The organism is Yaniella halotolerans DSM 15476 (assembly GCF_000420805.1).
In the GTDB taxonomy this organism is placed as follows: domain Bacteria; phylum Actinomycetota; class Actinomycetes; order Actinomycetales; family Micrococcaceae; genus Yaniella; species Yaniella halotolerans.
The window spans coordinates 99,796-114,232 of record NZ_ATVQ01000001.1; the positions used below are offsets into that span (position 1 = coordinate 99,796).

Here is a 14,437-nt window from a genome sequence, read left to right on the forward strand (position 1 = left end):
CAAGCAAAGTGGTGATAAACATCTCACCCATTCACTGCACAAGTGTACAGTGAGTAGCGCTTCACTGAAAGTCTCGCCGCGAAATTGCACCCAATTTCCAGGCGCAGACCTTGAGGAAATAATGTATCAAGCCTTGTCGGCCCCACCCCTGGCTTGACCTACCGCATGCCCGCACCCCAAGCCACTAACTCACGGCACAACACTGTCTGCCAGTCACCCGGCGCACGAATCACAAAACTTATGTACGCTATGTCACAGTGCATCTACTCTACTTCCGAGACAAGTTTTCTACCTCGAATGAAGGAGCCCTATGTCTGTGACCGATCAGTACCGACACGCTCGGGACGTTTTACTAGCCCATCGCACCGATATTGAGACTGCTCGAAAAAATTTCACTTGGCCAAGCTTTGAGCATTTCAACTTCGCGCTGGATTGGTTCGACAAACTCGCGGTGTCCGATGAGCGTTCGAATCAAGATGCACTGGTCATTCTCGAAGCAGATGGCTCACGGTATTCGGCTACCTATGCAGAGCTCTCCGCCCGCTCGTCGCAGGTAGCAAATTGGTTGCGCAATCTCGGGGTGAAACGTGGCGATGGCATCATAGTCATGCTCGACAACCAATATGAGTTGTGGGAAACGATGTTGGCAGGGTTTAAAATCGGAGCCGTGCTCTTGCCGACGACCGTGATGCTCGGTCCCGAACAGATCGATGAACGCATCTCACGCTCGGAAGCTAGCTGGGTAGTGACCAACCCACACAACACGGCGAAATTTGATGCCGTGGAAGGCGACTTCGAGGTCATCACAACCTCGACTACTCAACTGCCTTCTGACACCGTGCATCCCCAGCACCTGTATGCGGACGCCGATATGGCACCTACACAGTTTGAGGCCACTGAGCCCACACCAGCCGACGACATTGCTCTGATCTACTTCACATCTGGGACAACATCTCGTTCAAAAATGGTTGCTCACACCCATACGACCTACCCGGTAGGACACCTTTCGACTCTTTATTGGATTGGGTTAGAACCCGGCGATATTCACCTGAATGTTGCGTCGCCCGGTTGGGCAAAACATGCCTGGTCCAACTTCTTCGCCCCATTCATAGGCGAGGCCACGATCTTCCTGTATAACTATCCGCGGTTCGAGGCTCAGGAAATGATGTCGGTCATGGACACCGAAGGAGTCACCTCGATCTGTGCTCCGCCAACCGTATGGCGCATGCTTATCCAGGCCGACCTGACGAAGATGGTCTCACCACCGAAGAAAGTTCTAGCAGCCGGAGAGCCCCTGAACCCGGTAGTCATCGAGGCAGTGAAGACGGCATGGAACGCCGACATTCGTGATGGTTTTGGCCAGACAGAAAGTACCTTACAAATAGCCAATACACCTGGACAGGACGTGAAACCGGGTTCCCTCGGCCGAGCACTTCCGGGCTATGATGTCGTGCTGATAGATCCGGCAACCGACGAGCTCATTAGCGGGGCTGGCGAGGGTGAAGTTTGCCTGACTATCAATCCGAAACCCATGGGGCTGATGGCCGGTTACCACAAAGACCCCTCCAAGAATGAAGCAGCATTCCGAGATGGCTACTACCGTACCGGTGACATCATGTATCGCGATGACGATGATGTCTTTACCTATATTGGACGAGCCGACGACGTGTTTAAAGCATCCGATTACAAGCTGTCACCTTTTGAACTTGAATCCGCGATTATTGAGCATCCAGGTGTTTCGGAAGCAGCAGTGGTCCCCTCACCTGATCCGATACGCTTAGCGGTGCCCAAAGCCTATGTTGTGCTTACAGACGGGTATGCGCCGGATACTGAGACAGCTCAAGACATACTGGCATTCACTGACAGTAAGTTGCCGCCGTATGCAAAAATCCGCCGTATAGAATTTTCTGATCTGCCAAAAACTATCTCAGGCAAAATTCGTCGGGTTGAATTACGAAAGAAGGAAGCTGAGTTCCACGGAGCTGACGGGGAGAAAACTGGGCAGTCACTTGCCGCTCGGACAACGACTCATGGCTACAACCATGAGTTTTCTGCAGCAGATTTTAACTAAGCACGAACCAAGTTGCAAAACAATAATGCCGGTTGGTCAACAGATACTGACCAACCGGCATTTGTTTGGGTTAATTGTGCAAACTACCGATCTTTGAACTCGGGCTGGCGCTTATTTGAGAAGGCGTCCATCCCCTCTTTTTGATCCTCAAGGGCAAACAAAGAATGGAACGTACGACGTTCAAATAACAGACCCTGCTGCAATGTGGTTTCGAATGCGTTGTTGACGCCTTCTTTTGCTGCCATCACCACGGGACGCGATTTGGAGGCTATAGTCTGCGCGATTTCCATGGCAGTCTCTAATACTTTGTCATCTTCAACGAGCCGAGCGACGAGACCTGCACGTTCAGCTTCTTCTCCGTCAATCATGCGGCCGGTAAGAACCAAGTCCATAGCTTTAGATTTGCCAATCGCGCGCGTCAAGCGTTGAGAACCGCCCATACCCGGGATAACTCCCAGATTGATCTCGGGCTGACCAAATTTCGACTTCGGACCGGCAATGATCATGTCGGCCATCATCGCCAGTTCACACCCGCCCCCGAGGGCGTAGCCATTGACTGCGGCAATAATCGGGAGACGTATTGCAGTAAAGCGGTTCCAATGCCCAAACCAGTCTGACTGTTGCATCTCGATATAGGGCTTGGTCTGCATCTCTTTAATATCGGCACCGGCTGCGAAAGCTTTCTCATTGCCGGTCACCACGATCGCCATGATATTGGCGTCTTCTTGAAACGCTTCGGAAGCTTCCACAATGGCATGCATGATGTCAACGTTGAGCGCATTCATCGCATCTGGTCGGTTGAGACGTATAACGCCCACCCGGTCGACGGTCTCGGTCAGTATAACTTGCTCAGACACAGTTAGCCTTTCTGCTTGGTGGCAATGATCGCGGAGAAGTCTTTGCCCGAAGTATCCTCCGCGTTGAATTCAGTGTACGCACGATAAGCCGCCAGCCCGAAGTCTGCGGGAGTGTTGGTCGATTCAATAGCTTCTCGTGCCAAGTTCAGATCTTTTGCCATGAGACCGGTGGCAAAGCCCGGGCGGTAATCATTTGAGGACGGCGATTCTGGAACGGGACCGGGTACAGGACAATTCGTGGTAACCGCCCACGACTGCGCTGCAGAAGTTGACATCACATCGTAAAGCGTTTGGTTGCTCAGTCCAAGGTTCTCCCCCAGAGCAAACGCTTCTGCAGTGCCGATGGTGTTAATCGCCAAGGCCATATTGTTCACGATCTTGGCGGCTTGTCCGGTACCGGATTCGCCTGCGTGGACGATCTGTCGACCCATCACTTCAAAAAGTGGTTTAGCCTTGTCGAAAGCGTCCTGTCTCCCGCCGACCATAAAGGTAAGCGTGCCTTTCTCAGCGCCTGCCGTACCACCTGAAACTGGCGCGTCTAAGGTCAGGTGTCCGGCGTTGTTGGCCAGCTTGGCGGCTTCGACTGCATCGTCGACGGCAATAGTTGACGAGTCGATAAATAATGTTCCGGGCTGGGCTGCTGCTAGCAGCCCGCTGGAGTACGCTTCCAAAACATGTTTTCCTGCCGGGAACATCGTGATGACGACGTCAGCGTCGGTTACTGCGTCTTCAGCTGTTTCAGCCGGGGCCACCCCGTCATCGGCTGAGTTTTTTATCGCCGTGTCAACCACGTCGAATCCTTTGACACTATATCCGGCGCCTACGAGGTTTCGTGCCATGTGGGAACCCATATTCCCCAGGCCGAGAAATGCGATTTTCATACCGTGTCCTTACATATTAGACGGTGAGATCCTCGATGCCATCGACGGGACCGAAGAACGCTTGTACAGCAGCATCGGTGACATCAATCAACTGTGCGGGGTCCCACTGTGGGTCCCGGTCTTTATCAATGATTTGGGCGCGAATTCCCTCGGCAAGATCGGCCCCCTCCATAGCGTGCATTGTGGTACGCAAGTCTTGGGCCAGGACTTCGGCAAACTGCAGATCCTGGGCCCGACGGATAGCTTCCAAGGTGACTTTTAGCCCTGTTGGTGAATGCCGATGTAATACTTTGGCGGCTTTTTGCGCCGTCTCATTGCCCTGGGCAGCCACCACCTCGACCGCGGTGAGAATTTCCTCCACGGTCGCAGCACCGAAGGCTTCATCGATCCAGGTGGATTCTTTTTCTAAGGTGGATTCCCCAGGCTCGTTAAATTCTGCCAAGATCTCGTCAACCTGTTCCGGAGTGGCTATAGTTTCGAGTCGTTCAATGAGCGCCTCGATGTGAGCGTCCGGTACGCGCACATCTGCCATGCCCACATACACGGCGTCCGCTCCCGAAACGTGGGAGGCAGTAAGGGCCATATAGTTGCCGACATGTTGTGGTGCGTTGGCGAGAAAGTAAGAACCGCCAACGTCCGGGCTGAAACCTATACCCACTTCTGGCATACCCAGTTTGGTGGAATCGGTAGCCACCCTGTGCGATCCTGGCGATGAGACGCCTACTCCCCCGCCGAGTACCAGCCCGTTCATGATAGCGATATACGGCTTGGGGTAGTTATAGATGCGGTTGTTGAGGGTGTACTCATCCCTGAAAAAGGGTGTTGCTGCTGCGAGGTCGTTGTTAATGGCGTTGTCGTGGATGGAAACCACGTCGCCACCAGCACACAGTCCACGGTCTCCTGAGCCGCGAATTAGCACGGCGTGGACATCGTCATTGTGTTCGAATTCCGTGAGGGCTTGGTCTATAAGCCCGATCATGTTGTACGAGAGTGCATTAACCGCCTTGGGGCGGTTGAGCGTCATAACGCCCAATCCGCCCTGGACGGATGTCAAAAGTTCGTCTTGTGACATGTGATCCTTTACTGCAGGGGCATGACGAAACTGGCTTCTTCTTTGACACCTGACGGCCATCGTGAAGTGACAGTCTTGGTTTTGGTGACAAATCTGAATGCATCCGCACCGTGCTGGTTGAGATCGCCGAAGCCGGATGCTTTCCAACCTCCGAACGTGTAGTACGCGATGGGTACCGGGATTGGCACGTTGACGCCAACCATGCCCACGTCCACACGGCGTGTGAATTCGCGGGCCGTATCGCCGTCGCGGGTGAAGATGGCAACGCCATTTCCGTATTGGTGTTCCGATGGCAGTGCGAGTGCTTCTTCGAAATCGTTGGCGCGCACAATTGTCAGGACCGGACCGAAGATTTCGTCTCGATAAATGCTCATGTTCTTCGTCGCCTTATCGAAGATCGTAGCGCCCACGTAGAAACCGTTTTCGTAGTCGTCGATTGCCACGCCGCGGCCATCAAGCACTAGCTCGGCCCCTTCTTCGACGCCCGTAGCAATCGCGGCTTCGATGCGTTGTTTTGCTTCAGCCGTAACAACTGGTCCGAAATCTGAGGATGGATCCAGTGACGGTCCAACTTTGAGTTTTTTGGCTTTTTCAAGCACTTTGGCAACAAGCGCGTCAGCCGTTTCCTTTCCTACGGGTACGGCGACTGACAGCGCCATACAGCGCTCACCTGCGGCCCCAAATGCGGCACCGATTAGCGCGTCCGCAGCCTGATCCAAGTCAGCATCGGGCATGATAATGGCATGGTTCTTGGCACCACCGAAGCACTGTGCGCGCTTTCCGTTCGCAGCAGCTGTCGTATAGATGGACTGAGCGATCGCAGTGGATCCCACAAAGCCTACGGTTTGCACCTCAGGATGTTCCATGAGCGCATCCACAGCTGTCTTGTCTCCGTTGACTACCTGGAACACACCGTCTGGCATTCCAGCTTGTTTGAAGAGTTCAGCAAGCATCAGTGGTACCGACGGGTCACGCTCGGAAGGTTTCAAGATAAACGCATTACCGGCTGCAAGCGCTGGCCCGGCCTGCCAGAGAGGAATCATAGCTGGAAAGTTGAATGGTGAGATACCGACACTGACACCGAGAGCTTGGCGCATCGAATAGGTATCAATGCCACTACCTGTCCCATCAGAAAATTCGCCCTTCAGCAGGTGCGGGGCGCCCATACAGAACTCGATGACTTCTAAGCCTCGTTGTACGTCGCCTTTAGCGTCTTCAAAAGTTTTACCGTGTTCATTTGAGAGCGCGGTAGCCAAGTCATCCATGTTTTCCTGACACAGATCCACAAAGCGACCAAGAATACGGGCTCGGCGCTGGGCATTAAGAGCTTCCCAACCAACCTGGGCCTTTGCCGCAATAGCAACAGTATCATTGACCTCTTCGACCGATGCCAAAGGTACCTGTGCAGCAACCGTACCGAACGCTGGGTGATACACATCGGCAAAGCGGCCGGACGTACCCTCTACGGCAGCGCCGTTTATAAAGTGCGTAAGAGTCTGTGTCATATTGTCCCTTCCGACATGACCCGAACCGCAGGAAAGCCTACGGTTCGGCAATAGTTCTGATGGTGCAGTATTGAAGTTGCACTGCATCCGCTAGTGTCTAATATGCCAGCTCGACAGTGGTATTGGCCACACTCTGCTCCAGGTTGATCGATACCGAATGGTTCACAGCTCGTGTGCACATATGCACATGCCCGTCATCTACGCTGTGCGTCAAATGGTCAGCCAAGTTTCGCCAGGCTGCCTAGAATGAGTGCATGTCTAACCAAGGTTTTGACCCGACACTCGACGCGTCCCACACTTTGTCCCTATCAGCTACGCCAAGGCCTGCAGCACAACAGGAGATGAATAAGTGGCGCGCTGCCATGCAGGACCCAACACACTCGACGCGCTACGCAGAACGATGGGAACGCATGGAAGCCGAAGGAAAAGACATCGATGGCGAGGGGCGCGCCATTGACGCCCTTGCAGACCGGGGATCCACGATCCTAGACGCTGGTTCAGGCAACGGACGCCTAGCGGGTTATCTTGCCTCCGCTGGTCATGAGGTCATAGGCGTAGACCTCGACCCCTACCTAGTGGACGTTGCAAAGGCCAAGTACCCGAAAGCGCACTTCGAAGTTGCAGACCTAGCTGACTTTTCGCTGCACGACGATGCAGGCCAATTGCAAACCTTTGACATCGTCGTGGCCGCCGGGAATGTGCAAACATTTCTCGCCGATTGGGAGCGACTGCCTGCACTTGAGAATGTCGCCAAGCATATGCATAGCGGATCTCGTTATATTAGCGGCTTTCAGCTGGCCCGAGGCTACTCCAATCAGCAATTTACAAATGATGCTGAAGCGGCGGGTCTGGAAGTCGTTCAACGTTTTGGCACATGGCAGTTCGAAGCTTTCGTGGAAGACGGGGAATTTCTCGTGGCCGTGCTCCGTTTGAAATCCTCCAGTTGACCGCCTCAGCCTACCCGCCGAAAGTGCAGCGCACACTCACGCCCGCATTACTAGCGGTGATGTGCATTGCGCTCTTTGGCTTCGGCACCTTCTTCCTCAACTACGCCACGCTGGTCTCCATCGGGGTCGAGATGGGCTTAACTGCGGTCACCGCGGGCACAGTACTCACGCTAATGATGATAGCGGTCGTAGTCGTTCAGCCTCTGGCGCCGATCCTGAATAACTGGCTTGGTCCGCGGTTGACGTTCCTTATTGCGCTCACCCTGCAGGCTCTCGGAAATTTCTTGGGCTTGCTGACCCATTTCCCGCTCTTTGCGCTCATCTCTGGCAGCCTTATTGGTGGTCTAGGATTCGGCATCCTTGTGGTGATCGGCACTGCAGCAGTGCCTTCGACCGTGGCGCCGGAGCGCTTAGGCAAAGCCCTCGGATATTTTGGTGTCACTACCTCAGGCGCCACCGCGATCGGTGCGCCGTCGGGGTTGTGGCTTATCAATATCATGTCAGCCACCGGTTTTCGATGGCTAACCTTTGCTCTCGTGCTGTTAGCTTTACCCGCGCTCCTTGCCATTCCGCGACAACACAGCCTGCGCAGCACGGCTGCACAAGCGGTCCGACAGAACCAGAATGGGCGCATGCACTGGGGCGGCCTCATGACAGTATTGCTTCCAGTTGCTATCGTCTTGACGACACTCGGATTGCTCCTAGCTTTTGGGCCTGCTGCTGATAATGCATCGCCGGCGCTCTACATTGTGAGCATGCAGCTCTTGGCCATTGCTGGAAGGTTCCTCGCGAGCTCGTCTCTAGATCGGCGATCCCCAATAACGGTTATGAACGCGGGGCTGGCGATCACCTTGGTCAGCCTCATTTTCATTGCCCTATTACCCGCGGGGACAGCGCTGATGATTGCGATGATGGTCTTAGGCTTTGGGATCGGTACAGTGCAAGCCTCAAGTTTATTGCTCTGCTTTGAGCAGTCTGGCAGCACCAATCGTGGAAGTGTTGCTTGGAATATGACATTCGACATTGGCCTGGGCTTCGCCGGCCTCGTGGGCGGATTTGGCTTCACCTACTGGGGACCTGCCATGACCTATATCGTCTGTGCGATTGCCTTGACAGTAGCGGGGCTCTTTTTCGCCTTATCCTTCCTAGCGGCCAAAACACCAGAATCACAAGAGACGCCTACGAACCCCTCAACGTCTACGGACTGACCTCGTCATTAGCTCGAGATTTTTACAGCAGACCGTCACTCCCCTCCCGGATTCAATCACGCTACACTCGGTGACACACATCACACTTTGCGTGGTGTTTTGAGCACCTTGTTGAGAAACAAATTATGGAAGGAGTGGTGGAAAGCTATGGACGGCGATGGTTTTCAATTCGGTTATCTTGGGATCATTCTCATTTTACTTGTTTTCTACGGTGGCACACTTTACATCACCACAACGATTGCCAAGCGCAAGGAAAATGCCGATGGCTTCATGACCGCAGGCAATACGCTCGGATTTGGTGTTTCGGCTGCATCGATGACCGCGACTTGGATCTGGGCATCTTCAATGTATGCATCAGCAACGGCGGGCTATACATACGGCATATCCGGGCCAATCCACTATGGCCTCTGGGGCGCTTTGATGATCCTATTCATCTACCCCTTCGGTAAACGCATTCGAACCGTTGCGCCTAAAGCCCATACTCTCGCTGAGGTTATGTATGCGCGCCACGGCCGCTCATCACAGCTCATGCTTGCGGGCTCCAACGTAGTCGGTAGCATCATCAGTTTGATGTCGAACTTCATTGCTGGTGGCGCTCTCATCTCGATGCTGTCGCCCTTCAGCTTTGCTCAAGGTGTCATTGCAGTAGCTGCCGGAGTACTGTTGTATAGCTTGTGGTCCGGGTTCCGTGCTTCCGTTATGACGGACTTCGTGCAAGTTTGCGCAATGCTTGGAGCAGTGGCCATCATCGTGCCGTTTATCTTCTTCGTTGCCGGTTTCCCGGAACTCTTCCAATCCGGTGCAAATAACCTGACGCCGCAGCAGAGCAACTTCTTCTCAAGCGATGCCTTCATGCACCAAGGCGCACCGTATATCGCAGCGGTTCTCGCCTATGCGATTGGTAACCAGACCATTGCCCAGCGGCTATTCGCGGTCCGACAGGATCTTATTAAGCCAACCTTCATCACGGCCACCATTAGCTACGGTGCAATGGTGATTGGCGTCGGCATGCTCGGTGTCCTGGCACTGTACATGGGCTTCGAACCTACAGGCGGCGATGTAAATAATCTGATACCTGAAATGGCAGCAGATTTCCTCCCGCCAGTACTGTTGATTCTCTTTGTGATTATGGTCATTGGAGCGTTGTCGTCAACGGCTGATTCTGACCTTGCTGCGCTGTCTTCCATCACCATGGCCGATATTTACGGACAGAACGTTGCAGGCAAAGAACGAGCGAATCCGAAGACGATGCTGATGGTTGGCCGAATCACCATGATTGTCGCCACGGCCACAGCCGTGGTCTTCGCGAGCTTGCAGCTCAATATTCTGGACCTTTTGGTGTTCGTTGGCGCGCTCTGGGGCGCACTAGTATTCCCTGTCCTGGCCAGCTTCTACTGGAAAAAGGTCACCAACGCTGCCTTTACCGTGGGGGTCCTTGCCGGCTTGGCACTGTTCATCCCTGTCCGGTTCGGCCTGATTCCATTGGATAATTTCTTCGGATATGTCATTGATATCCTGGCAATCCTTGGGGTCGGAGTTGTCCTTGGGCTGATGGCGTTTGGTTTCTTCGGCATCCGAGTGGGCCAAATTGTCGGCATCCTTTCAGTGCTGATCACAGCACCATTTGCTTTTGGTGTCCTACGCGACTACGAGACACTCAGTGCTTCTCTGATCGCCTACTCCGTCAGTACCCTGGTGTGCTACTTCATGTCGGTTCGTAGTAAACAGAATTTCGACTTCGACGTGATTCAGTATCGCACCGGCGATTTCGATCCGACTGAGGAACAGGAACTCGCCTTGCAAGCGGTTAAACGCGAGAAAAAAGAGACATCCGATGACGGTTCACCAGAAAATTAATTCCACTCCACCCGAACGAGGAGAATACTCATGACAACCTTCTTTCTCACCGTATACGTCCTGATGTGGCCCGCTATCGTAGCTGTAATGCTCTATGTGATTGCCCACGGCTTTTTCAAAGACTGGAGACAAGCACGTAAGGATGGCGTTACTTTAGTCTAACTCTGACCTATATGAGAAGGGATCTTCACCGGTTGTGCGGTGAAGATCCCTTTTCGTTACTGCACGTGTTTTGCAGATGACTCTGCTGTTTGAGCGGGTGGATCTGCCACTGCATTCGACACGGCTACAGCTATGCCTGTGGTAATCGGTATTGCCAGTACTAGCCCGACCGAACCCACAAGAATACGAACGACCTCTTCGACCATTTCTGCTGACATGAGAGTATCGAGCATAGACCTGTCGTATAAGGAAACGACGATAAGCATTGGCAATGCCGCCCCAGCGTAGGCGAAGGCGATCGTGTAAACAGTCGAAGCAATATGGTCACGACCAATACGCATGCCGGCAGCAAACAGACTTCGCGACGAGATGGTTGGTTGTGCTGCCTTAATTTCCCATACTGCCGAGGACTGAGTAATGGTGACGTCGTTGAGCACCCCCAGACCGGCGACTAGGAGGCCGGTCAGGACAATCCCGGAAAGCCGTATCTCGGGCACAACCGAGGCCAGCATATACGAGTATTCTTCTCCCAGCCCGATGAGATACGCTGCATCGGATGCCCAAGCTGCAAGGGCAGCCGTGAGCAGGAGTCCTATAAAAGTCCCGAGGAGAGCGGTCGTCGTCCGTAGCGAGAAGCCGTGGGCAAAATAGAGAACAACGAGCATAATCAACATGCTGCCGATGAGCCCCACCCAGAAGGGCGGACCGCCCTCGAGTAGCGCAGGAATCATGAAGCCGAATAACACGACAAATGACAGGACCAAGCCACCAATCGCGCGGACGCCTCTCCACCGTGCAACAACGATAACCACCAACGCATAGAGGGCGGCTAGGAGGCCAACCGGAACTGTTCGTTCAAAGTCGACGAAGACTCCGGTTTCGGCAAGCTGATCGCCGACAAGAATTTTGACGCTATCGCCACGCACCACTTCTGAAGAAGCAGAGACTTGCACCGGAATTTCTACGTCATATGTTCCTGAGTCGGTAGCAACCTGGGCTGTCTGACATTCGATGTCTACTTGCACCTCGGTGGGACTCCCAGTATCTGATGCACCCTCGCAAGCACTAGCCGCAACAGATACCACTGATCCCGATTCGACTGCGAAGCTCTCGGTCGTTCCGTATGGGTCATCAAGGGAAAGTTCCTGGTGGACGCCGGACGGCCATAGCCAGATCATGGCGGCAATAAGGGCAAGGCCCATAGGTACCAAGATACTGACCATCCAGATGACCACCCTGCGCCGCGTGGCAGGAATATTCGACGGTACGTTATGCATTTGGTGTGGCGTCAGTTGCCCAAATGGTGGATGCGTGCTCGATAAGGGCGGTGTCGGATTCCACCGCCGCTTCGATCAGTGGGTTCAGCACCGTCGTCGAGTTGTCGATTTCGATGGCTAAGCTGCGCTCTGCACCGGCGGTCGCCAACAACGCCCGGAGGTCGTCAGTCGGCTCTGGGTGTTTGGGATCGTGGCCGATCAACAGATCAACTACATTGGGCACCGGACCGGGATAGGCGATGGCAAAGGCTGCGATCCCATTCTCCGAACGTGTGATGAACACTTGCTGGGCTCCCGTTTGCGGGGCTAGCAACAATTGCTGCGCCTGCGTCAGTGTGATTTCGGAAGGATCCCATCCATGGGTGGCGTTGTAGTATTCAGCAACCACCTTGGATAGTTCAACTGAGCCGGTTGCCAGTTGTTGGACGTCGATATCGACTGGTTCAAACGACTTCGACGCTACAATGACACGCTGTGTATGCTGAACCGGTGCAAAGCCGTGGGTGGTCAGCCAGTTGGCGGTGGCTGTATCCGTTGCAGCAGAACGAGTCTTGAGTTCAGTATTCTCGGGTGCCCGCTCGAGCAGTTGTTGTAGTAGTGCAGTCGCGATGCCGCGTTGGCGTTGCAGCGGAGCAGTTTCGATATAGCACCACATCCGCTGCGGATGAATAGCCTGTGCTCGTAATGCTCCAGCTGCAACCGGAATACCGTCGTCGACGGCCACCACACCTACGCCGAAAGGCTCCTGCGTTGAGGCGCCCAGCATGGCGCGATCATGGTGGTGCTGTGCGTTGTACGGATCCGAGAAGAGTTCCAGTAAACGTAGGTCGTCTCCGTCGTGCCAGTCGCGGAATTCCACTTAGACTCCCAGGTTTTCCGATAGGTAGCTTTCAACCTTATCGAGTGAGACACGCTCTTGGGCCATGCTATCGCGATCACGGATTGTCACGGCGTTGTCGTCAAGCGAATCGAAGTCAAAGGTCACACAGTACGGTGTACCGATTTCATCGTGACGACGGTATCGACGGCCGATAGCACCTGCGTCGTCGTAGTCTACGTTCCAACGCTTGCGCAGATCAGCAGCAAGTTTACTGGCGGGCTCTGCCAGTTCTGCTTTCTTGGATAGCGGGAGCACAGCAGCTTTCACAGGCGCCAAACGAGGATCCAGGCGCAGCACGGTGCGGGTATCGATGCCACCCTTGGTATTTGGGGCCTCATCTTCAGAGTACGCATCGACGAGGAAAGCCATGAGCGAGCGTGTCAGTCCCCACGACGGTTCAATCACGTATGGGGTGTAGCGCTCGCCTGATGCCTGGTCGAAGTACTGCATCTTGGTTCCGGAACCTTCAGTATGGTTCGTGAGGTCGAAGTCACCACGGTTGGCGATCCCCATGAGTTCGCCCCAGTCGCCACCTGAGAATCCGAACTTGTATTCGAGGTCGATGGTCACCGAAGAGTAGTGTGCACGTTCGCCGTCTGGGACGTTGTACTGGCGTAGATTGTCTGGGTTGATGCCGAGGTCAAAGAACCAGTCTTGTGCTTGGTTGACCCACGTGTCGAACCAGGTGTCGGCCTCAGCGGGTGGGATGAAGAATTGGATTTCCATCTGTTCGAATTCACGGGTGCGGAAAATGAAGTTTCCGGGAGTGATTTCGTTACGGAAGGCTTTACCGATCTGGCCGATGCCAAAAGGTGGTTTCTTGCGAGAGGTGTTGACCACGTTCAAGAAGTTGAGGTACATACCTTGCGCGGTTTCAGGGCGCAGGTAGTGCAGACCATCGTCATCGGCCACCGGGCCGAGGAATGTACGAATCAAACCGGAGAAGGTCCGTGCTTCGGTCATTTTACCGCGGGTACCGCAGTTCGGGCAGACAAGCTCTTCGCGTGCCGGCGTGCGGCCGTGTTTGTCTTCAAAAGCTTCAATCAAATGGTCGTCGCGGTGGCGGTGGTTGCATGCCGTGCACTCGGCCAATGGATCGACGAACGTTTCGACGTGGCCGGATGCTTCCCAGACTTTGCGGGGCAGGATAATGGATGAGTCCAGACCGACCATGTCGCCGCGACCTCGGACAAAGTTGTTCCACCACTGAGATTTGATGTTTTCTTTGAGTTCGACGCCAAGTGGACCGTAGTCCCATGCTGAGCGTGAACCGCCGTAAATCTCACCGGCCTGGAAGACGAATCCGCGGCGTTTTGCCAGGTTAATGACCTGGTCGAGAGTGGACGGTTGTGCCATGGAGGTATCACTTTCCATTATCGAAAAATTACACGTTTGATGGTGGGGTCATGGATAGACCTGCAACTAGTTTAGGTTAGTCGAAACTTTGGCGCTTGTGGGTGACAATGGGAGTATGAGCACCAATAGCGAAACACTAATGATCCGTGACGATATGATCCGACTTGGTCAGGCGTTGAAGCTGGCCAATGTGGTGGAAGATGGGGTCGATGCCCGTGATGTTATTACTGCAGGAGAAGTGCAGGTCAACGGAACAACGGAGACACGTCGCGGGCGCCAGCTGTTTGCTGACGACGTGATCACCCTTGCACAGCTTGACCTCGATGTTGTCATTGAAACCGAGTAGTCGATGAGTGTGGGGTTG

The 14,437-nt window shown here is 54.1% G+C and carries 13 protein-coding genes; 6 read left to right on the forward strand and 7 right to left on the reverse strand.

What is annotated here, in order from left to right:
• Window positions 1–310: 310 nt before the first annotated feature.
• Window positions 311–2,071: an AMP-binding protein gene (locus G583_RS13310; RefSeq protein ID WP_022869229.1), complete on the forward strand. Its 1,761-nt coding sequence runs from the start codon at window positions 311–313 to the stop codon at window positions 2,069–2,071.
• Between the two features lie 83 nt (window positions 2,072–2,154).
• On the opposite strand, the gene G583_RS0100495 is transcribed toward G583_RS13310, so the two are convergent.
• Genes G583_RS0100495 through G583_RS0100510 form a run of 4 tightly spaced genes read right to left on the reverse strand, consistent with a single transcriptional unit; the run spans window position 2,155 to window position 6,386 of the window.
• On the reverse strand, window positions 2,155–2,928 hold the full coding sequence (locus G583_RS0100495) for an enoyl-CoA hydratase (RefSeq protein WP_022869230.1): 774 nt from the start codon (window positions 2,926–2,928) through the stop codon (window positions 2,155–2,157).
• A 2-nt stretch (window positions 2,929–2,930) separates the two neighbouring features.
• On the reverse strand, window positions 2,931–3,809 hold the full coding sequence (mmsB, locus tag G583_RS0100500; protein ID WP_022869231.1) for a 3-hydroxyisobutyrate dehydrogenase: 879 nt from the start codon (window positions 3,807–3,809) through the stop codon (window positions 2,931–2,933).
• A gap of 16 nt (window positions 3,810–3,825) precedes the next feature.
• Window positions 3,826–4,881 (reverse strand): enoyl-CoA hydratase/isomerase family protein, encoded by a 1,056-nt coding sequence (locus G583_RS0100505; protein WP_022869232.1) that lies wholly within the window; start codon window positions 4,879–4,881, stop codon window positions 3,826–3,828.
• Between the two features lie 8 nt (window positions 4,882–4,889).
• Window positions 4,890–6,386 (reverse strand): CoA-acylating methylmalonate-semialdehyde dehydrogenase, encoded by a 1,497-nt coding sequence (locus G583_RS0100510; RefSeq protein WP_022869233.1) that lies wholly within the window; start codon window positions 6,384–6,386, stop codon window positions 4,890–4,892.
• A gap of 254 nt (window positions 6,387–6,640) precedes the next feature.
• Between G583_RS0100510 and G583_RS0100515 the strand changes: the two genes are divergently transcribed.
• The 4 genes from G583_RS0100515 to G583_RS16805 all read left to right on the forward strand — a co-directional run bounded on the left by G583_RS0100515 (window position 6,641) and on the right by G583_RS16805 (window position 10,560).
• On the forward strand, window positions 6,641–7,333 hold the full coding sequence (locus G583_RS0100515; protein ID WP_245540554.1) for a class I SAM-dependent methyltransferase: 693 nt from the start codon (window positions 6,641–6,643) through the stop codon (window positions 7,331–7,333).
• Window positions 7,330–8,541: an MFS transporter gene (locus G583_RS0100520; protein ID WP_022869235.1), complete on the forward strand. Its 1,212-nt coding sequence runs from the start codon at window positions 7,330–7,332 to the stop codon at window positions 8,539–8,541. The genes G583_RS0100515 and G583_RS0100520 overlap by 4 nt, the downstream gene beginning before the upstream one ends.
• Window positions 8,542–8,688: 147 nt before the next feature.
• Complete coding sequence (locus tag G583_RS13315; protein WP_022869236.1) at window positions 8,689–10,398, forward strand: sodium:solute symporter family protein; 1,710 nt, start codon at window positions 8,689–8,691, stop codon at window positions 10,396–10,398.
• A 30-nt stretch (window positions 10,399–10,428) separates the two neighbouring features.
• Window positions 10,429–10,560 carry a putative transporter small subunit gene (locus G583_RS16805; RefSeq protein ID WP_022869237.1) on the forward strand — a complete coding sequence of 44 codons (132 nt, stop codon included), beginning with the start codon at window positions 10,429–10,431 and terminating at the stop codon, window positions 10,558–10,560.
• Window positions 10,561–10,616: 56 nt separating this feature from the next.
• Here the strand turns inward: G583_RS16805 and G583_RS13320 are convergent, their stop codons facing one another.
• Genes G583_RS13320 through G583_RS0100545 form a run of 3 tightly spaced genes read right to left on the reverse strand, consistent with a single transcriptional unit; the run spans window position 10,617 to window position 14,073 of the window.
• On the reverse strand, window positions 10,617–11,837 hold the full coding sequence (locus tag G583_RS13320) for a YibE/F family protein (protein WP_084677194.1): 1,221 nt from the start codon (window positions 11,835–11,837) through the stop codon (window positions 10,617–10,619).
• Entirely contained in the window at window positions 11,830–12,696 is an 867-nt protein-coding gene (locus tag G583_RS0100540; protein WP_022869239.1) for a GNAT family N-acetyltransferase, read from the reverse strand. The genes G583_RS13320 and G583_RS0100540 overlap by 8 nt, the downstream gene beginning before the upstream one ends.
• Complete coding sequence (locus tag G583_RS0100545; protein ID WP_022869240.1) at window positions 12,697–14,073, reverse strand: glycine--tRNA ligase; 1,377 nt, start codon at window positions 14,071–14,073, stop codon at window positions 12,697–12,699.
• 115 nt (window positions 14,074–14,188) lie between these two features.
• Between G583_RS0100545 and G583_RS13325 the strand changes: the two genes are divergently transcribed.
• Window positions 14,189–14,419: an RNA-binding S4 domain-containing protein gene (locus G583_RS13325; protein ID WP_040894574.1), complete on the forward strand. Its 231-nt coding sequence runs from the start codon at window positions 14,189–14,191 to the stop codon at window positions 14,417–14,419.
• Window positions 14,420–14,437 lie beyond the last annotated feature (18 nt).

Bases quoted from the DNA above. Each gene is read 5' to 3' on its own strand.
- G583_RS13310 (WP_022869229.1), top strand. From the start codon at position 311: ATGTCTGTGACCGATCAGTACCGACACGCTCGGGACGTTTTACTAGCC.
- mmsB (WP_022869231.1), bottom strand. From the start codon at position 3,809: ATGAAAATCGCATTTCTCGGCCTGGGGAATATGGGTTCCCACATGGCA.
- G583_RS0100505 (WP_022869232.1), bottom strand. From the start codon at position 4,881: ATGTCACAAGACGAACTTTTGACATCCGTCCAGGGCGGATTGGGCGTT.
- G583_RS0100510 (WP_022869233.1), bottom strand. From the start codon at position 6,386: ATGACACAGACTCTTACGCACTTTATAAACGGCGCTGCCGTAGAGGGT.
- G583_RS0100515 (WP_245540554.1), top strand. From the start codon at position 6,641: ATGTCTAACCAAGGTTTTGACCCGACACTCGACGCGTCCCACACTTTG.
- G583_RS13315 (WP_022869236.1), top strand. From the start codon at position 8,689: ATGGACGGCGATGGTTTTCAATTCGGTTATCTTGGGATCATTCTCATT.
- G583_RS16805 (WP_022869237.1), top strand. From the start codon at position 10,429: ATGACAACCTTCTTTCTCACCGTATACGTCCTGATGTGGCCCGCTATC.
- G583_RS13320 (WP_084677194.1), bottom strand. From the start codon at position 11,837: ATGCATAACGTACCGTCGAATATTCCTGCCACGCGGCGCAGGGTGGTC.
- G583_RS0100545 (WP_022869240.1), bottom strand. From the start codon at position 14,073: ATGGCACAACCGTCCACTCTCGACCAGGTCATTAACCTGGCAAAACGC.
- G583_RS13325 (WP_040894574.1), top strand. From the start codon at position 14,189: ATGAGCACCAATAGCGAAACACTAATGATCCGTGACGATATGATCCGA.